This is a genomic window from Rothia halotolerans (assembly GCF_004136635.1).
Lineage (GTDB): Bacteria > Actinomycetota > Actinomycetes > Actinomycetales > Micrococcaceae > Rothia > Rothia halotolerans.
This window is the reverse complement of record NZ_NOIU01000001.1, coordinates 293,350-311,647: the sequence shown is the minus strand read 5'-3', so window position 1 is coordinate 311,647 and position 18,298 is coordinate 293,350. Positions and strand designations below refer to the sequence as shown.

The window sequence follows — 18,298 nt, the reverse complement described above, 5'->3', positions numbered from 1 at the left end:
AGTGGCTCAGACGACCATCGCCTTCCTCGGCACCGGCTCGATGAACGGCTCCATCATGGCGGGGCTGCTCGCCGGCGGCACCGATCCCTCGAGCGTGCGCGCCACGACCCGCTCGCAGGCCAGCGCCGAGCGCCTGCGCGACTCGCTGCCCGAGGACCAGCGCGGGGTGAGGATCTTCTCCGGCGAGTCCGACGCGGAGGCGAACCGGCACGCGGTGGAGGGGGCCGACGTCGTGCTCCTGGGGGTCAAGCCCAAGGGCATCCTGGACCTGGCCGAAGAGATCGCCGGCTCGCTCGAGCCCGGGGCGCTGGTGATCTCGGTGGCCGCCGGCATCGACCTGGCGATGCTCGAGGGCGCGCTCGCCGGGGGCCAGCCGGTGATCCGCTCGATGCCCAACACCCCCTCCCGGGTGGGCCGCGGCGTCATCGCCCTGGCCCCGGGGACGCACTGCACGCAGGACCAGCTGGCGCTGGCCCACGAGGTGCTGAAGAACTCCGGCACCGTGATCGACGTCCGCGAGGACCAGCTCGACGCCGTCACCGGCATCTCCGGCTCCGGCCCCGCCTATGCCTTCTTCCTCGCCGAGGCCATGCAGAAGGCGGGGGAGTCCATGGGGCTCGACGCCGAGACCGCCCGCCTGCTGGCCAAGGAGACCGTCTCCGGCGCGGGGGAGCTGCTGCACGCGGACGACGCCGACCCCGAGGCGCTGCGCGTGGCCGTGTGCAGCCCCAACGGCACCACCGAGCGGGCCATCAACGCCTTCGCCGAGGGCGGGCTGGTCGAGCTGACCGAGCGCGCGGCGCGGGCCTCGGCCGAGCGCAACGCCGAGATGGTGGAGGAATTCCGCCGCTGAGCGGGAAGGATCCCGCGGACCGGCGGGGCGGAGCGGCGCCGCACGCGCTGACCGGGCAGGATCCCGCGGGGCGGAGCGGCGCACGCGCTGACCGCTCCGCCGGCCCTCTCCGCGCTGCTAGGCCGCCCGGCCCAGGCAGGGCTCGCTGCGGCCCCGGTCCCGCCGTCCCACTCCGCAGGGCTCACGACCGACGCCCGTCCCGCTCAGGGCCGGGCGGCGAACCGCTCGATGAGGTCGACCTGCCCGGAGACGATCAGCACGTCCCGGGAGGTCACCTTGGTGCGCGCCGTCGCGTAGGTGAAGTCCTCGCCCGGCGACTTCACACCCACCACCGTGACCCCGTACTTGTTGCGCACGTCCGACTCCTCGAGCGTGAAGCCGTGCGTCTCCCGCGGGGGGTACATCTTGACGATGGCGAAGTCGTCGTCGAACTCGATGTAGTCCAGCAGCCGGCCCGAGACCAGGTGCGCGGCGCGGCGCCCGGCGTCGGCCTCCGGGTAGATCACGTGGTGCGCGCCGATCCGGGAGAGGATCTTGCCGTGCGCCGGGGTGATCGCCTTGGCCCAGATCCGGTCGATCCCCAGGTCCACCAGGTTCGCGGTGATGAGCACGCTGGACTCGATCGAGGTGCCCACGCCGACGACGGCGGAGGTGAAGTCCCCGGCGCCCACCTGCCGCAGGGCGTCGAGGTCCGCGGCGTCGGCCTCGACGACGTGGGTCAGCAGGCCGGACCACTTCTGCACGGTCGCGGCGTCCCGCTCGACGGCCAGGACCTCCTTGTTCTGACGGCGCAGCTGCTGGGCGGTCGAGGCGCCGAAGCGGCCCAGCCCGATCACCAGGACGGGAGCGTTGTGCGGTGAGCGATCAGCCAATGAGGGGCCTTTCTTCCGGATACTTGTAGAGCCTGCTGCGGGAGCGCAGCGCGAGGCCGGTGGCCACGGTGACCGTGCCCAGCCGGCCGATGAACATCAGGACGGAGAGGATGTAGAGCCCGGCCGGCGGCACCTCGGAGGAGATCCCCATGGACAGCCCGCAGGTCGCGTAGGCGGAGATCACCTCGAAGAGGATCTGGTCGAAGGGCCGGTCCGAGATCACCATCAGCGCAGCTGTGCCGACGACGATGCAGGTGGCGCTGAGCATCACGACCGAGATCGCGATCCGCAGCACGCCGTCGGGGATGGTCCGGTTGGAGGCGATGACGTGCTGGTCCCCGCGGGCCTCGGCGATGATGGCCAGGAAGATCACGGCCATGGTGGTGATCTTGACCCCGCCGGCCGTGGAGGCGGAGCCGCCGCCGACGAACATCAGCATGTTGGTGATCAGGACCGTGATCGGGTTCAGATCCGTCATCTCCACCAGGTTGAAGCCGCCGGAGCGGGTCATGACCGAGGCGAAGAAGGCGTGCAGGATCCTCTCCACCATGGACTCGGAGCCGATGGTCTCGGCGTTGCCCCACTCGGCGGCCCCCCACAGCAGGGTGCCGGCCAGCACGAGGATCGCCGAGCCCAGCACCGTGATCCGGGTGTGGAGGTTCCAGGAGCGTAGCCGGAAGCCGACCATCCGCAGCATCAGGATCACGGGGAAGCCCAGGGACCCGATCCAGACGCCGATGCACAGGGGGATCAGGATCCACCAGTCGTTGCCGTAGGGCACGAGGCCGTCGGAGTGCGGGGTGAAGCCGGCGTTGTTGAACGAGGAGATCGCGTAGAAGACCCCGTGCCACACGGCGGTGAGCAGATTCTCGCCGAGGAGCATGAACCGGGGCGCCAGGACCAGCGCGATCGCGGCCTCGATGCTCACCGAGGTCAGCACCACCACGAGCAGCAGCGACTTGACCTCGCCGAGCCTGCCGAGCTTGGGGGTGATGCTCAGCCCCTCCTGGGCGAAGAGCTTGGTCCGCAGCCCCAGCTTGCGCCCCAGCGCCATGGCCAGCAGGGAGGTCATGGTCAGCGTGCCCAGGCCGCCGATCTGGATCCCGAGGAGGATGACGAGCTGGCCGAACAGGCTCCACTGGGTGGCGGTCGAGACCGTGGTCAGGCCGGTCACGGTCACCGCCGAGGTGGAGGTGAAGAAGGCCTGGGCGAAGGTCGGCGGGTCCTCGGCGTCGTGGGAGATCGGCAGCATGAGCAGCAGCGAGCAGACCACGATCACCACGAGGAAGAGGGTGATGGAGATCCGGGCGGGCGAGGTGCCGAAGAGCCGGGTGACGACGCCGCGGAACCGCGGCGCCCGCACGCGGCGGGGCGCAGGCTCGACGATGGCGTCCTGGGCGCGCACGCGACCTCCTGGCGGCTGTTGGGCTGACGGTCTTCAGCGTAGTCCCTCCCGGAGGCTCCGGAGGGGCCGGTTCCGCGCTGGGGACGGGAACGTGCCACAATGAAAAGTGTGACGACACTTACAGAGCAGCTCCGCGAGGGAGGCCGCGGGGGGCCGCGCACCGCCGTGCTGTGGGACCCCAGCATGACCGCGTACTCCTTCGGGGACTACCACCCCATGCACCCGAGCCGGCTGGACGCGACCGCCCGGCTGGCGAAGGACCTCGGGCTCTTCGACCTGCCCGGCGTCATGATCGAGAAGCCGGAGGTCGCCGAGGACTCCGTGCTGCTGGGCGTGCACACCCGGCCGTACCTGGAGGCGGTCAAGGCCTTCAGCGAGGACCCCGCGGTGGGGCTGGAGGGCTACGGGCTCGACGGCGAGGACACCCCGGGCTTCGCCGGCGTGCACGAGGCCGCGGGGCGCCTGGCGGGCGGGAGCCGGCAGGCCGCCGCCGCGATCGCGGAGGGTCGGGTCCAGCACGCGGTGAACTTCGGCGGCGGGATGCACCACGCCCACAGCGACCATGCGAGCGGCTTCTGCGTGTACAACGACTGCGCCGTCGGCATCACCTACCTGCTGGAGCACGGCTTCGAGCGGATCGCCTACATCGACGTCGACGCCCACCACGGCGACGGCACCCAGAGCATCTTCTGGGACGACCCGCGGGTGATGACCCTCTCGCTGCACGAGACGGGGATGTCGCTGTTCCCCGGCACCGGATTCTCCTCCGAGACCGGGGGAGCGGGCGGGGCCGAGGGGACGGCGGTGAACGTCGCGCTGCCCACCGCGGCCGGCGACGCCGCGTGGCTGCGCGCCTTCCACGCCGTCGTGCCGCCGCTGGTCCGGGCCTTCCAGCCGCAGATCATCGTCTCCCAGCACGGCTGCGACTCCCACTTCCGGGACGAGCTGACCCACCTGCGGATCAGCGTGGACGCCCACCGCGAGGTCGCCGGCGCGATCGCGGACCTCGCCGCGGAGGTGTGCGAGGACCGCTGGCTGGCGACCGGGGGCGGCGGGTACAACGTGCTCGACGTCGTGCCCCGCTCCTGGGCCCACCTGATCGGCGTCGCGGCGGGGAGCCCCGTGCGGCTGAGCGATCCGACGCCGGCCAGCTGGCGGGAGCACATCCGGGAGAAGTACGGGATCGAGGCCCCGGAGCGGATGGGCGACGGCTCCGACCTGTGGTGGCGGCCCTGGGAGGTCGGCTACGACCCGGAGGACGAGCTGGACCGCGCGGTGATCTCCACCCGCCGGGAGGTCTTCCCCCTCTGGGGGCTGGACCCGTGGTTCGACTGATTCGTGACGTGGTCTTCGTCATTTCCGACCCGAGCTGGCGTGGGTGCATTCTGGGACCGGCATACGCCGCTAACCTAGTGGAATGACCATTGACGTCTTCGCCGTGATCGCCGACCAGACCCGCCGCAGAATCCTTGGTGCCGTCAAGGACAGCCCCCGGCCCGTCAACGACATCGTGACGGAGCTGGGGGTCAGCCAGCCCACCGTCTCGAAGCACCTGAAGGTGCTGCGGGAGGCCGGACTCGTCTCCATGCGCGCCGCGGGGCAGCGGCGCCTCTACAGCATCGACGCGGAGCCGCTGAGCGAGGTCGTCTTGTGGGCGGCCTCCCTCGGCGTGCCGGCCGAGGAGGCCGCAGGGCGCGGGGAAGCCGCGGACCGGGGGGAGTCTGCGGGGCCCGCAGGCGCGCTCGAGACGCGGGAGACTTCCTCCCCGACGACGGCCGCCGGCACGCAGGCATCCGACGACACGGAGTCGGGTGCCGGGGCGGAGACGAGTGCCGGGCGGGAGGACGCCGACGCTGCCCCTCCGCGTCCCGCCACCTTTCCCTCCACGGCCGCCGAGCCCCCGGCGCCGCTTGCGGTCCCGCCGAACGATCCGGTGCCCTCGGACGAACGGGGAGGAGCCTCGGAGCCCTCCTTCGCCTCGCGACACGCCCGCGTCATCTTCCAGCCGCTCGCTCCCCTCGCGCCGGAGGCCGCGCCCGCCTCCTCCCGCCTGGACGACCCCGCCGACGGGACGGACGTCCCCGCCTCCGCGGGCGCGGGGAGTGCGGCCGCAGGGCCCGCCACGGGCGCAGGGGAGCCGTCCACGACGACCACGTCGTCCGAGGGCGAGCCCGCTCCCGCGGAGCCCGCCGCCCCGGTGGAGCCCGCGGCGGGCCAGGCCGCTCCCGCGGACGAGCCGGAGGCCGCGCCGGGCGAGCCGGCGGATGATGAGCCGGTCGCGTCGCCCCAGCATGCCCCGGCGTCCTCGGAGCCCCTGATCCCTCAGGAGACCCCGCATGCCGCGGAGCCTGCCGAGGAGTCGGAGGCGGCAGCCGAAGGAGCCTCCGGCCCCGAGGACGAGGCCGACGCGCCCGGCGGCGCGGAGCCCGCCGAGGCCGCGATCCGCCCGACGCCGGGGATGCCCGGCCCGGCGCCCGCCGCCCCCGGCCCCGCCTCGGACGCGCCCGATGAGGCTCCGGATGCGGCCCCCTCCCTGGACCCCCTCGCCCACCGTCAGCGTGATGCCGACCACGAGGCGGAGAGCAAACCCACAGGTTTCCTGGCTAACCTGTTTGGCAAGCGGCGCGCTCGGTAGCGGCTCCCGGCTGCCTCCCCCGCGTCCCCGACCACCGCACGAAAGACTCATCACCGCATGGCTACCGACCGAAAAATACTTCAGTGGCTGGAGAACCAACTGTTCGACGGCGCCCTGGTCCTCGGCCAGGAGCTGCCCGACGAGAGGCACATCGCCGCGGCGATCGGGGCGACCCGCAACGCCACCCACCAGGCGCTCAAGGATCTCGAGACGCTGGGGGTCGTGCGCCTGTTCGAGGGCAAGCGCCGGCAGGTGATCGCGCAGCTGGTCAGGGATCCCGCCGCGAGCGCGGCGCCGGCGCTCAAGCTGCATATGGCGACCGCGGAATATCCGCTGCGGGACATCGTGCACACCCGGGTGCTCCTGGAGACCTGGGCCGTGCGGCGCGCCGACGCCGAGCATCCGGCCATGAAGGAGCTCACGGCGATCATGGACCAGATGGACCGCGAGGACGTGGGCCTGAAGGACTTCCACCGCCTGGAGGTCGCCTTTCACGTCGCGCTCACCCGCCTGGCCGGCAACAGCCTCGTCACCGGGCTGACCACCTCGCTGCGGGACTCGATCTACGAGTACACGATGTCCCTGGTGGGCTACGTCCCGCTGTGGTCCGCCACCGCGACCCGGCTGCGGGCGGAGCACCGGGCGATCTACGCGGCGGTGGAGTCCGGCGACAACGAGCTGGCCGCGCGCATGGTGGCCGAGCACATCGAGGGCCACTACCTGGAGGCCGGGGTGGACCCGGACCGGAAGCAGCGCTCCTCGGCCAGCGTCTTCGTCGAGCCGGAGACCGACGAGGAGGGGGAGGTCCGGCCCCTCACCGCCTCCTCGCCTCTCTCGACCACCGTCGCCGACTCCCGGGCCTCCGACGCGGACCTCCCGGACAGCGCCCCCGCCCCCCGCGAGGGGCTGGGCACGTTCAGCGAGCCCGCGGACGACGTCGAGGACGCCCCGGCGGAGGCCGTGGGCGAGGGCCGCGCCGAGGACTCCGAGGAGACGGCCGGTGAGGACCCGGACACCCGGGCCGGGGAGCGGGCGGCGGCGGATTCGAAGAAGTTTGACTCCACCTTGTAAGGTGTGTGAGGAACGTTTTCGGGCCCGTGGGCCGGGCATGCCCTTCTGGGTCCTCAGCCCGCCGAGGCCCGAGCAGAGCGTTTTGACCACAGGCCTCGTCCGGTCCCGGACCAAGGGGGCCGGCCCCATGCCGGAGCCGCGGCGCAGCAGTGCGCCGCTTTCCGGTGAACGACATACAAGGTAGGGATCCTATGGGTTCAGTCATCAAGAAGCGCCGCAAGCGCATGGCCAAGAAGAAGCACCGCAAGCTGCTTCGCAAGACCCGCCACCAGCGCCGCAACAAGAAGTAGACGCCCCCGCGTCGAGCGCCCTTCGGCCGCACACCTCGTCAGACGGTGCGCGGCCGAAGCCGTATCCGGAGGCCTGAGGGGCGCGCGGCGCCCGATCGCGGATACGCTGGGGGTATGAGCCACACCGCCCCCAGCATCGAGCTGCTCACCAGTCCCGGCTGCCATCTGTGCGAGGCCGCGCGGAAGGACCTGGACGACGTCGTCGCCCCCCTGGGCCTGACCTGGACCGAGGTCGACGTCACCCGCGACCCGGAGCTGCTGAGGCGCTTCGCGGAGGAGATCCCGGTGGTCGTGATCGAGGGCCGGCCGCGCGACTTCTGGCGCGTGGACCGCCCCCGGATCGACAGGATCCTCCGCGGCCTGCTCGAGGGCCGCGACCCCGAGGCCTGAGCGCCGGGCTCGCCGCTCCCACCCACTTCCGTCAGATTCGAGGACCATGAGCCACTCCGCCACCGTCCACCTGCTGCGCCACGGCGAGGTGCACAATCCCGAGCGCATCGTCTACGGCCGCCTGCCCGGGTACCACCTCTCCGAGCGAGGCCGCGCGATGGCCCGGCTCTCCGCCGCCGAGCTGCGCCGCCGGTCCGACGACGGCGCCCGGCTCGTCCACCTCGCCATCTCCCCGCTGACCCGCACCCGGGAGACCGCCGAGCCGATCGAGGAGCTCCTGGGCCTGAGGGCCCTGCCGGACGAGCGCCTCCTGGAGGCCGGGAACCACTTCGAGGGCCTGCACGTGACCAAGGACGAGCTGCTGCGCAGCCCCCGGCACTGGCCCCGCCTGCTCAACCCGCTGCGGCCCTCCTGGGGGGAGCCCTACCGGGAGCAGGTGCGACGGATGGCCGAGGCCGTGAAGGACGCCGCCGCGCAGGCCGTGCGGATCGGCGGGGACGGCGCCGAGGCGGTGCTCGTCTCCCACCAGCTGCCGATCTGGATGGCGCGCAGCAGCGTCGAGGGCAGGCCCCTCCCGCACGACCCCCGCACCCGCCAGTGCAACCTCGCCTCCCTCACCTCGCTGAGGTTCGACGACGTGCGCTCCGGCGGCCGTCCCGAGGTCGCCTACTGCGAGCCCGCCGCGGAGCTCTATTCAGGGGTCATTCAGCTTCCCGGATCATAATGGATACCGCATTCAGACGTCCGGGCGCGCCCCGGGAGCGTCCTCGTGCCCGGGGCATTCCCCGGCCGCGGCGGGGCTCCTCCAGGCGCCCGGCATTCTCCACGTCGAAAAGTGTCATCAACGCACCGAGAAAGACTTATGCCCGCCTCCTCCCCCCGCCGCCTGACCCGCAGAGGACTGCTCACCGCCGCCGGCGTCGCCGGACTCGCCGCCCTGACCGCGTGCTCGAGCGACGACAGCGGCCTGGCGGAGCAGGCGGACTCCGCCGATGACAAGGGCTACATCTCCGGCGACGGCACGGTCACGGAGTACGGCGAGGAGGAGCGCGGCGAGCCCGTGGAGTTCAGCGGCACGCTCTTCACCGGCGAGGAGATGACCGGGGAGTCCCTGCGCGGGCAGCCCGCCGTCGTCAACTTCTGGTACGCCGGCTGCGCCCCCTGCCGGGCCGAGGCCCCGCACCTGCGCGCCCTGCACGAGGAGTACGCGGACCGCGTCGGCTTCCTGGGCGTCAACCTGCGGGACGAGCGCGGCACCGCGGAGGCCTTCGAGCGCACCTTCGGCATCGACTACCCCTCGATCGAGGACCGGGACGGGGGAGTGCTCATGGACCTCTCGAACTTCGTCCCGGCCCAGGCGGTGCCCACCACCCTGGTCCTCGACGTCGAGGGCCGGGTCTCCGCCCGGGTGCTGGGGCAGATCGACGAGTCGGTGCTGCGGACCCTGATCGACGACGCGCTGCCCGGGGAGGGATAGGGTCTCGATGGACTTCTCCTTCGGCTCCGTGGTCATGGACGGCTCGCTGTGGGCGGCCGTCCCGCTGGCGGCGCTGGCGGGCCTCATCTCCTTCGCCTCCCCCTGCGTCCTGCCGCTGGTCCCCGGCTACCTGGGGTACGTCACCGGCCTCACCGGCTCGGACCTGCAGCGCAGCCGCCGAGGCCGCATGGTCCTCGGCACGGGCCTGTTCATCCTGGGCTTCTCCGTGGTCTTCGTGCTGATGTCGGTGGTGCTGGCCCAGATCGGCGCGGCCCCCTGGATCCGCAGCCACACCTGGATCAACGTGGTCCTCGGGCTGCTGGTGATCCTGCTGGGCGTGGTGTTCATGGGCGGCTTCTCCTGGTTCCAGCGCGAGCGGAAGATCCACGCGCGCCCGCCCTCGGGGCTGTGGGGCGCCCCCGTCCTGGGCATCACCTTCGGGCTGGGCTGGGCCCCCTGCATCGGCCCGACCTTCGCCGCGGTGCAGACCCTCGTGTACGTCGAGGGCCCCAACAGCGCCAAGGCAATCGTCCTGACCCTGATCTACTGCCTCGGCCTCGGCATCCCGTTCCTGCTCATCGCCCTCGGGTTCCGCCGCTCCGCCGAGATGTTCTCATTCCTCAAGCGGCACCGCCGGGGGCTGCAGATCACCGGCGGGGCGATCCTGGTGCTGATCGGCGTGCTGATCGCCACGGGACTCTGGAACTCCATGATGTCCTGGATCCAGGCCTCGCTGCCGGGATACGAGCTGCCCGTATGAGCGCGGCCGACGCCCGCCGGGCGAGAGGGCCGAGAACCACCGCGATCCGACCGGAAGAGTGCGCATGAGTAAAGAGAAGAAGGCAGCCGCGGACGCCCCGGCGCTCGGCCCCATCGGCATGCTGCGGTGGGCCTGGCGCCAGCTGACCAAGATGAACACGGCGCTGTTCCTGCTCCTGCTCCTGGCCGTGGCCGCGGTGCCGGGCTCGATCTTCCCGCAGAACATCCAGGACCCCGCCCGGGTCCAGGATTACCTGGACCAACACCCCACCTGGGGCCCGATCGCCGAGAAGATCCAGCTGTTCGATGTCTTCTCCTCGGTGTGGTTCTCCGCGATCTACATCCTGCTGTTCGTCTCGCTGGTGGGCTGCGTCGTGCCGCGGGCGATCAAGCACGCCAAGGAGTACCGCTCCAAGCCGCCGCGCACGCCGCGCAACCTCAGCCGGATGCCGCAGCACCGGGTGCTGACCATCCCTGCGGGATCCCTGGAGGGCCGGGAGCTCACCGCCGCCTCGGCCGCCGCGGAGGCCCGGGACATCCTCAAGCGGCGCCGCTACCGGACCGAGCTGCGCGGGGAGGACACCGGCACCCCGCACGTGGCGGCCGAGCGCGGGATGTTCCGCGAGCTCGGGAACCTGGTGTTCCACACGGCCATGATCGGGGTCCTGATCGGCATGGCGATCGGCTCCCTGTTCGGCTACAGCGGGCAGAAGATCGTCGTGCAGGACGAGTCCTTCGTCAACACGCTGGTCAGCTACGACTCCTTCACGCCGGGCACCAACTTCAACCCCGACTGGCTGCACAACTTCTCCCTGACGATGGACAGCTTCGACATCGAGTTCGACCGCCAGCCGGGCTCGCCAACCTACGCCCAGCCGCTGGACTTCGAGGCCGGCGTCACCGTGCGCGAGGACAGCGACTCCGAGCCCACCGAGGAGACGCTGAAGGTCAACGAGCCGCTGACGGTGGACGGCAACCGCGTCTACCTGGCGGGCAACGGCTACGCGCCGATCGTCAAGGTCAACGACGGCGAGGGCAACCTCGCCTACGAGGGCCCCATCGTGACCCTGACCACCGACGAGAACTACACCTCCTCCGTGGTCCTCAAGGTCCCGGACGCCGCCCCGGACCAGCTCGGCTTCGTCGGCATGTTCCTCCCCACGGCCGTGCTCGACGATGGCCAGGTCCCCTACTCGGCCGACCCGGTGCTGGCCAACCCGGCCCTGGTCCTCGCCTCCTACGCGGGCGACCTCGGCCTGGACGGCGGCGCCCCCCAGAACGTCTACGTCCTGGACACCGAGGGCCTGGAGGAGCTGAACTCGATGCAGTCGGACGACGGCGGCATCGTGCTGACCCAGGAGGACAGCTCCTACCAGCTGCCGGACGGCAAGGGCAGCATCGAGTTCGAGGGGGTCACCCGCTACATCGGCCTGGACATCCACTACGACCCGGGCAAGCCCGTGGTCTTGGTGTCCTTCCTCCTGGCCTTCGCCGGGCTGCTGGTCTCGCTGTTCGTGGCCCGCCGCCGGGCATGGGTCAAGGCCACCGAGACGGTCGACGAGGCGGGCCGCCGCGCCGTCGTCGTCGAGTACGGGCTCCTGGCCCGCGGCGAGGACCCGAGGCTGGCCCACGAGGCGGACCGGCTCACCGAGCTCTTCGCCCAGAAATGGGGACTAGAATTCAGCGAGGCCGCACCGCCGACCTCGGCAGCCGCGCCCGCGGCACAGAAAGGTGAATCATGACCATCAATGAAAGCCTGGCGCAGTGGAGCGAGCTCTTCATGCTCCTGGCCGCCGTGACCTACCTGGTGGCGTTCGTGGCCTTCGCGTGGGACATCGCGGCCCACTCCAAGGCGACCCACCGGGCCGACGCCGCGAGCCTGCGCCACCAGGAGGCCAAGCGGCCCGCGATGGCCGGTGGGGCCGGTGCCGCGGATCCGGCGGAGGAGGCAGAGGCGGACGCCGAGACCTCGGCCGAGGCGGGAGCGTACGGCGGCTCCGCGCCCTCGGACTTCGACCGGACCTCCGGCCGCCGCACCGCCGACGACTCGATGGCCTACTCGGGCGCCCGCCGCCCCGCGGCCAACGTCGGCGTCGCCGTCATGGTCATCGGCGTCCTGATCCACGCCGCGGGCGTGCTGACCCGAGGCCTCGCCGCCTCGCGCGTGCCGTGGGGCAACATGTACGAGTTCTGCACCACCGGCGCGCTGGTGGTCGCCGTGGTCTTCCTGATCGCCCTGATCTTCCGGGACCTGCGGTTCGTGGGGACGATGGTCTCCGGCCTGGCCCTGGTGATGATGGTCGCGGCGACCATCGGGTTCCCGACGCCGGTCGGCCACCTCCAGCCGGCCCTGCAGTCCTACTGGCTCGTCATCCACGTCTCCGTGGCCGTGATGGCCAGCGGCGTCTTCACCATCACCTTCGCCCTGGCGGTGCTCCAGCTGATCCAGAACGGGCGGGAGCGCCGGCTCGCGGCGGACGGGACGGACCGGATCCCGTTCATGCGGATGGTGCCCTCGGCCCGGGCCCTGGAGAACTTCGCCTTCCGCCTCAACGCGGTGGGCTTCGTGATGTGGACCTTCACGCTCGCGATGGGCGCGATCTGGGCCGAGCAGGCCTGGGGGCGCTACTGGGGCTGGGACACCAAGGAGGTCTGGACCTTCGTCATCTGGGTCGTCTACGCGGCGTACCTGCACGCCCGGGCCACCCGCGGCTGGACCGGAACCCGCTCGGCCTGGCTGTCGATCATCGGGTACCTGTGCATCATCTTCAACTTCACAGTCGTTAACGTCTTCTTCTCCGGGCTGCACTCCTACTCGGGGCTGTAGGCGGGAGGAGGTTCCCTCGGCGCAGCGCCGAGGGGACGGCGAAGGCCCCGGATCCGTGCGCGGATCCGGGGCCTTTCTCTGTGGCCGGGTGGCCGGGGGCGGGGACAATGCGCTCGGCTGGCGGGGACAGATGCGCTCTCGGGGGAGAGGGGCCTCTTCCGGGGAGAGGCGATGTCCCGGCGGGCAGCGCGGGCAGAGCTCCGCGCTAGCGGCCGCGGTCCTCCCGCGGGCCGTCGTCGTCATGGTCGCTCGGGGCGGGGTCCCCCGGCGGGCGGCCGGGGGAGTCCCCGTCGTCGTCGGGGTTCTTGCCGGGGTCGGGGGAGGCGCCGCCCTGCTCGCGCCGGCGCCGCTTCTCCTCCTCGCGCTTGGCGCGCTCCTCGTCGGCGCGGCGGCGCTGGGCCTGCTTGGCGAGGAACTCCAGGTACGCGGCGTCGTCGTCGGGCGCGGGGGCGTGGGAGGGGCCGACGGCGGCCCCGGCGGTCCCCCGGGCGGAGGCCCGTTCCGTGCCGAAGAACAGCCACAGGCCGGGCCCGATCACCGGGAACAGCAGAGCGATGATCACCCAGAGCGGTTTGGAGACGGCCTTGGTCCGCTCCCGGGAGGTGCGGGAGATGTCCAGGACGGCGTAGATGGTGAGCCCCACGATGAGGGCCCCCGCGGCGATGATCAGAACTGCGCGCATACTGCCATTCTACCGGTACGAACCTGGGGCTGACCTGTACTGAGCGGGCGTTCAGGCAAGCCGGGTACCATGTGTTCCCGTGAACTTCTTGTACTACACCCTCGTGCGCTTCGGCATCATGGCGGTGGTGTTCTGCGCCTGCGTATGGTTCGGCACCGGCCTGGTCCTCGGCGGCCTCTTCGCCGTGATCATCGGCTTCGCCGTCTCCTACCTGGCCTTCCCCCGGCTGCACGCCGCCGCGGGCCGGGACTTCGCCCGCCTGTGGCACCGCGTCGTGCCCCGGCGGCGCCGCCGGACGGCGGCCGAGGCCGACGCGGAGGTCGAGGACTCCTACGTGGACGAGAGGCTGCGCCGCGAGGGCCGCGAGGTCTGAGCCCGCGGAGGCCTGAGCCGCCGTCCTCGCGCGTCCGCCGCCCCGACGGCCCGGCCCTAAGAGGCGGGCTCGCCGATCTTGCGGTTGCGCCCGGCGAGCGCGCCGGCGACGAACTGGATGCTCACCAGCACCAGCAGGCCCCACAGCACGGTCGCCCAGGTGCCGGTCGTCTCGGCGATCCACCCGGTCAGCAGCGGGCCGGCCGCCGCCATGAGGTAGCCCAGGCACTGAGCCATCCCGGACAGGCGCATGGTCTGCGCCGGGTGGGAGGTGCGCAGCCCGATCATCGCCAGCGAGAGGGAGAAGCTCCCGCCGCAGCCGATGCCGGCCAGCCCGACCCAGACGATGGCCGCCTGCGGCGCGGCCAGCGCCCCGGCGGTCCCCACGATCAGGCAGCCGGCCAGGACCATCGCGAGCCAGCTCTGGGAGCGCCACCGCTCGGCCAGCAGGCTGACGCTGAGGTTCCCGGCGATGCCGACGATCTGCATCGTGAACATGTGCCAGCCGGCGAGCGCGGGGTCGTTGCCGATCTCCGCCTCCATGCCGGGCAGCCAGGTGCTCATCGTGTAGAAGATGATGGACTGGATGCCCATGAACACCGTCACCTGCCAGGCGATGGGGGAGCGCAGCAGCGAGACCTTGCGGCTGGCCAGCGGCTCCGCCGAGGAGGCCACGGCGGGCATCGCGCCGGTGACCGCCTCGGCCACCGACATGCGCTTCGACCCGGTCCCACCGCGTCCGGAGCGGGGGCCGCGGATGAGGAGGGCCCACCAGATGGCGCAGGCGAGCGGGATGATCGCCCACAGGGCGAGCGCTGCGCGCCAGGAGCCGGGCAGGGTCGCGGCGAGCGGGGCGGTCAGCCCCGCGGAGAGCCCCGCGCTGACCGAGACCACGGCGGTGTACAGGCCGGTCATCACGGAGATGTACCGGGAGAAGTCGCGCTTGACGATCACCGGCACCAGGACGTTGGCGGTCGCGATGCCGGCGCCGATGCACAGGGTGCCGACCCAGAGCAGGGCGATCCCCGGCGTCGAGCGCGCGAGGATGCCGAGGCCCAGGACCACCAGGGCGACCAGGAGCACCCGCTCGATCCCCAGCCGCTGGGCGGGGACCGAGACGAGCGGGGAGAGCAGGGCGAAGGCGAACAGGGGCAGCGCGCCGAGCATGCCGAGCCCGGCGGCGTTGAGGCCGGTGTCCGAGCCCATCCGGTCCAGCACCGGGCCGATCGAGGTCAGGGCCGGGCGGAGGCAGGAGGCGATCAGCAGGATCACGATGAACCAGGCGACCGTGACCTTGCGCGATCCGGCGGGGCGGGCGGCGTCGTCCTCGCGGGGGCTCATGCGGACCACGCCCCGATCGCGCCGGCGACCAGCAGGAGCACCGCGAAGAGCAGGCTGAGCAGGCCGGTCTGCTTGAGCACGGGGATCAGGGCCCGGGCCTCGCGGGTCACCAGCACCGTCCGGGCGGCGGCCCAGGCCAGCGGCAGCGCGAGGAAGACCAGCAGGTTCCACGGGTTCTGCGGCACGGCGAAGAGCATGAGGGCGAAGGCGAGGCCGAGCTCGACGGCGTAGGCCAGCCGGGCGGCCGGGGCTCCGATCCGCACCGCCAGGGTGAGCTTGCCGGACTCCGCGTCCGTGGGGACGTCGCGGAGGTTGTTGGCCATGAGCAGGGCGCAGGCGATCAGGCCCATCGCGAGCGAGGCCATCACCGCGGTCAGGGAGAGCCGGTCGGCCTGCACGTAGACCGTGCCGAGGGTCGCGACCAGGCCGAAGTAGACGAAGACGAAGAGGTCGCCCAGGCCCATGTACCCGTAGGGCCGCTTGCCGCCGGTGTACCCCCAGGCGGCCAGCACGGCCGAGGCGCCGATGACCAGGAACCACCACTGGCGGGTCTGCACGATCAGCACCAGCCCGGCGATCAGGGCGGCGGCGAAGCACGCGAAGGCGGCGAACTTCACCTGGCCGGGGCGGGCCGCCCCGGAGCCGGTGAGCCGCAGCGGGCCGACCCGCTGCTCGTCGGTGCCCTTGATGCCGTCCGAGTAGTCGTTGGCGTAGTTGACCCCGATCTGGAGGAAGAGCGCCACCAGCAGGGCGAGGACCGCCCGGCCGGGGTGGAAGGCCTCCAGGGACACCGCCGCCGCGGTGCCCGCGACCACCGGCGCCACCGCCAGCGGCAGGGTCCTCAGCCGCGCCCCCTCGATCCACTCTCCCACTGAGGCCACGTGAGCCCTCCCGTCTTCTCTCTGCGATTGATCAGCTCTCATTGTCTCACCTCGCACGAGGCGTCCCGCCTCGCCGGTGCTCGGCGGCCAGCAGCCGGGCCGCGGCGGCCCGGTCCGGCTTGCCGGTGCTCGCGGCGGGCAGCGCGTCGAGGACCAGCAGGGTCTTCGGCGCGGCGGCCCGCCCGAGGCGCTGCGCGACGCGCTCCCTCAGCGCCGGGGTGTTCACCGCGGCGCCGGGGGCCCGCGAGAGGAGGGCGGCGACGGCCGTGCCCCAGCGCTCGTCCGGCACGCCGACCACCAGGGCCTCGCGCACCCCCGGGTCCTCCTCGAGGGCCGCGGCCACGGCGCGCGCCGAGACCTTGACGCCGCCGGTGATGACGACGTCGTCCGCCCGCCCGGAGACGGCCAGCCGCGCTCCGCGTCCCTCGCCGTCCTCGCGCAGGAGGCCGAGGTCGTCGGTGCCGTACCAGCGGGTCCCCGCCGCGTCGCGGAGGAAGTGGCCCGCGGTGCGGGCGGGGTCGCCGAGGTAGCCGTGGGCGATCGTGGGGCCGCCCAGCCAGATGCGGCCCGGGCGGCCGGTGCCGGCGGGAGCGAGAACGTCGGGCGTGGGGCCGGCGGGCGCGCCGGACCGGCCGGATGCGGGGTCGCCGGGGAGCGGGACGTCGGACGGGCCGGCGTCGTCGTGCTCGATGCGGACCTCGACGCCGGGCAGGGGGACGCCGTCGTACACGCATCCCCCGGCGGTCTCGGCGCTGCCGTAGGTGAGCACGAGCGGCACCTCCAGCTCCTCGCAGCGGCGCAGCAGCCGGCGGGAGGCGGGGGCGCCGCCGAGCAGGATCGCGGTGAAGGAGCGCAGGGCCTCCAGCAGCTCGCCGGCGGGGACCTCGCCGGACTCCGCGGCCTCCAGCAGCGTGTGCACCTGGGTGGGCACGAGCGAGGTCATCCGCGGCCCGGCGGGGAGGGCCTCGACGCCGGCCAGGAAGTCGGCGGCGGTGAAGCCGGGCGTGCCGGAGCCCGGCGCCGAGGGCAGCACGACCGGCTCGGTCCCGGCCAGCACCGACCGGGCGATCACCTGCGCGCCCGCGACGTAGTGCACCGGCAGCGCGAGCAGCCACGAGGCGCCGGCGGAGGAGGTCGCGGCGGCCGTGGCGGTCCCCGAGGCCCGCAGCGCGCCGGCCGAGAGGACGGTGCGCTTGGGCGCGCCCGTGGACCCGGAGGTCGCGACCACCAGGGCGGGGCGCTCGTCCTGCGCCGCGTCGCCGAGGCCGGGGGTGCCGGACCCGGGGGAAGCGGCGGAACCCGCCCCGAGCAGCGGCTCGAGGGCCGTCAGCAGGCCCGAGGGCGTCACGGACCCGGGCCCGTCCAGCACGGGGACCTCCGCCGCCACGGGCCCGGGGGCCTGCAGCGGCTCGGCGTCGTGCGCCGCCATCAGAAGTAGTAGGGGTAGGCCGACCAGTCGGGGTCGCGCTTGCCGAGGAACGCGTCGCGCCCCTCCACGGCCTCGTCGGTCATGTAGGCCATGCGGGTCGCCTCGCCGGCGAAGACCTGCTGGCCGACCATGCCGTCGTCGGGCAGGTTGAACGCGAACTTCAGCATGCGCACGGCCTGCGGGGACTGGCGGGCGACGTCGGCCGCGCACTCCAGCGCCGTCTCCTCCAGCTCGGCGTGGTCGGCCACGATGTTGACCGCTCCCAGCTCGCGCATGCGCTCGGCGTCGTACTCGCGGGCGAGGAAGAAGATCTCCCGGGCCGCCTTCTGGCCCACCTGGCGGGCCAGCAGGGCCGAGCCGTAGCCGGCGTCGAAGGAGCCCACGGTCGCGTCGGTCTGCTTGAACATGCCGTGCTCGCGCGAGGCGATGGTCAGGTCGCAGACCACGTGCAGCGAGTGCCCGCCGCCCGCGGCCCAGCCGGAGACCACCGCTATGACGACCTTGGGCATGGTGCGGATCAGGCGCTGGACCTCCAGGATGTGCAGCCGCCCGGCGCGGGCCGGGTCGATGCTCTCCGCCGTCTCGCCCTCGGCGTAGCGGTATCCGTCGCGGCCGCGGATGCGCTGGTCGCCGCCGGAGCAGAAGGCCCAGCCGCCGTCCTTGGGGGAGGGGCCGTTGCCGGTCAGCAGCACGGTCCCGACGTCGCCGGTCATCCGGGCGTGGTCCAGGACGCGGTACAGCTCGTCCACGGTGCCGGGGCGGAAGGCGTTGCGGACCTCGGGGCGGTCGAAGGCGATGCGCACGCAGGGGAGGTCGCGGACCACGACGCCCTCGGCGTCGCGCTCCACCTGGCGGTGATAGGTCACGTCCGTCAGCTCCTCGAAGCCCTCGACGAGCCGCCAGCGGCGCGGGTCGAAGGTCTCGGAGACGGACGGGGGGAGCGGGGCGGGGGAGGCGGCTGAAGTAGTCATCGGTGCCGAGTCTAGTCCCGGGCGAGGGAGCGGCGCCCCGGGG

19 protein-coding genes are annotated in these 18,298 nt (G+C 72.6%); 12 read left to right on the top strand and 7 right to left on the bottom strand.

Annotation, left to right across the window (positions count from 1 at the left end):
* The first annotated feature begins 1 nt into the window (after window position 1).
* Window positions 2-853, top strand: a complete 852-nt coding sequence (gene proC / locus EWV39_RS01525; protein WP_129656536.1) for a pyrroline-5-carboxylate reductase — start codon at window positions 2-4, stop codon at window positions 851-853.
* A 203-nt stretch (window positions 854-1,056) separates the two neighbouring features.
* Here the strand turns inward: proC and EWV39_RS01520 are convergent, their stop codons facing one another.
* Together EWV39_RS01520 and EWV39_RS01515 are read right to left on the bottom strand one after the other, a co-directional pair.
* Window positions 1,057-1,725, bottom strand: coding sequence for a potassium channel family protein (locus EWV39_RS01520; protein ID WP_129656535.1), 669 nt, complete (start codon window positions 1,723-1,725; stop codon window positions 1,057-1,059).
* Window positions 1,718-3,130 carry a TrkH family potassium uptake protein gene (locus tag EWV39_RS01515; protein WP_238147963.1) on the bottom strand — a complete coding sequence of 471 codons (1,413 nt, stop codon included), beginning with the start codon at window positions 3,128-3,130 and terminating at the stop codon, window positions 1,718-1,720. Before EWV39_RS01515 ends, EWV39_RS01520 begins: the two co-directional genes overlap by 8 nt.
* A gap of 183 nt (window positions 3,131-3,313) precedes the next feature.
* Here EWV39_RS01515 and EWV39_RS01510 point away from each other — a divergent pair, with 183 nt between their 5' ends.
* The 10 genes from EWV39_RS01510 (at window position 3,314) to ccsB (ending at window position 12,579) form a co-directional block, all read left to right on the top strand.
* Window positions 3,314-4,465, top strand: a complete 1,152-nt coding sequence (locus EWV39_RS01510; protein WP_129657287.1) for an acetoin utilization protein AcuC — start codon at window positions 3,314-3,316, stop codon at window positions 4,463-4,465.
* Between the two features lie 82 nt (window positions 4,466-4,547).
* A complete protein-coding gene (locus tag EWV39_RS13930) occupies window positions 4,548-5,765 on the top strand; it encodes an ArsR/SmtB family transcription factor (protein ID WP_202864870.1) in 1,218 nt (405 codons plus the stop codon).
* Between the two features lie 57 nt (window positions 5,766-5,822).
* Window positions 5,823-6,836: a FadR/GntR family transcriptional regulator gene (locus EWV39_RS01500; RefSeq protein WP_193554665.1), complete on the top strand. Its 1,014-nt coding sequence runs from the start codon at window positions 5,823-5,825 to the stop codon at window positions 6,834-6,836.
* Window positions 6,837-7,027: 191 nt separating this feature from the next.
* Window positions 7,028-7,126 carry a 30S ribosomal protein bS22 gene (locus EWV39_RS01495; RefSeq protein ID WP_003792170.1) on the top strand — a complete coding sequence of 33 codons (99 nt, stop codon included), beginning with the start codon at window positions 7,028-7,030 and terminating at the stop codon, window positions 7,124-7,126.
* A gap of 114 nt (window positions 7,127-7,240) precedes the next feature.
* The gene (locus tag EWV39_RS01490; protein WP_129656534.1) at window positions 7,241-7,516 is read left to right on the top strand and encodes a glutaredoxin family protein; all 276 of its coding nucleotides are present in this window, start codon (window positions 7,241-7,243) and stop codon (window positions 7,514-7,516) included.
* Window positions 7,517-7,562: 46 nt separating this feature from the next.
* Window positions 7,563-8,240: a histidine phosphatase family protein gene (locus EWV39_RS01485; protein WP_129656533.1), complete on the top strand. Its 678-nt coding sequence runs from the start codon at window positions 7,563-7,565 to the stop codon at window positions 8,238-8,240.
* 138 nt (window positions 8,241-8,378) lie between these two features.
* The gene (locus EWV39_RS01480; RefSeq protein WP_129656532.1) at window positions 8,379-8,993 is read left to right on the top strand and encodes a TlpA family protein disulfide reductase; all 615 of its coding nucleotides are present in this window, start codon (window positions 8,379-8,381) and stop codon (window positions 8,991-8,993) included.
* 7 nt (window positions 8,994-9,000) lie between these two features.
* Window positions 9,001-9,753 (top strand): cytochrome c biogenesis CcdA family protein, encoded by a 753-nt coding sequence (locus EWV39_RS01475; protein WP_129656531.1) that lies wholly within the window; start codon window positions 9,001-9,003, stop codon window positions 9,751-9,753.
* Between the two features lie 64 nt (window positions 9,754-9,817).
* Window positions 9,818-11,494, top strand: a complete 1,677-nt coding sequence (resB, locus tag EWV39_RS01470; protein ID WP_129656530.1) for a cytochrome c biogenesis protein ResB — start codon at window positions 9,818-9,820, stop codon at window positions 11,492-11,494.
* A complete protein-coding gene (gene ccsB, locus EWV39_RS01465; RefSeq protein WP_129656529.1) occupies window positions 11,491-12,579 on the top strand; it encodes a c-type cytochrome biogenesis protein CcsB in 1,089 nt (362 codons plus the stop codon). Before resB ends, ccsB begins: the two co-directional genes overlap by 4 nt.
* Window positions 12,580-12,784: 205 nt before the next feature.
* On the opposite strand, the gene EWV39_RS01460 is transcribed toward ccsB, so the two are convergent.
* Window positions 12,785-13,261 (bottom strand): PLD nuclease N-terminal domain-containing protein, encoded by a 477-nt coding sequence (locus EWV39_RS01460; RefSeq protein WP_129656528.1) that lies wholly within the window; start codon window positions 13,259-13,261, stop codon window positions 12,785-12,787.
* Between the two features lie 79 nt (window positions 13,262-13,340).
* Here EWV39_RS01460 and EWV39_RS01455 point away from each other — a divergent pair, with 79 nt between their 5' ends.
* Entirely contained in the window at window positions 13,341-13,634 is a 294-nt protein-coding gene (locus EWV39_RS01455; RefSeq protein WP_129656527.1) for a DUF4229 domain-containing protein, read from the top strand.
* A gap of 56 nt (window positions 13,635-13,690) precedes the next feature.
* Here the strand turns inward: EWV39_RS01455 and EWV39_RS01450 are convergent, their stop codons facing one another.
* The 4 genes from EWV39_RS01450 to EWV39_RS01435 are packed head-to-tail and all read right to left on the bottom strand — an operon-like array spanning window position 13,691 to window position 18,255.
* Window positions 13,691-14,974: a CynX/NimT family MFS transporter gene (locus EWV39_RS01450; protein ID WP_129656526.1), complete on the bottom strand. Its 1,284-nt coding sequence runs from the start codon at window positions 14,972-14,974 to the stop codon at window positions 13,691-13,693.
* A complete protein-coding gene (locus EWV39_RS01445) occupies window positions 14,971-15,855 on the bottom strand; it encodes a 1,4-dihydroxy-2-naphthoate polyprenyltransferase (RefSeq protein ID WP_129656525.1) in 885 nt (294 codons plus the stop codon). Before EWV39_RS01445 ends, EWV39_RS01450 begins: the two co-directional genes overlap by 4 nt.
* A gap of 46 nt (window positions 15,856-15,901) precedes the next feature.
* Complete coding sequence (locus EWV39_RS01440; RefSeq protein WP_129656524.1) at window positions 15,902-17,284, bottom strand: AMP-binding protein; 1,383 nt, start codon at window positions 17,282-17,284, stop codon at window positions 15,902-15,904.
* Entirely contained in the window at window positions 17,284-18,255 is a 972-nt protein-coding gene (locus tag EWV39_RS01435) for a 1,4-dihydroxy-2-naphthoyl-CoA synthase (RefSeq protein WP_129656523.1), read from the bottom strand. Before EWV39_RS01435 ends, EWV39_RS01440 begins: the two co-directional genes overlap by 1 nt.
* Between the last annotated feature and the right edge of the window lie 43 nt (window positions 18,256-18,298).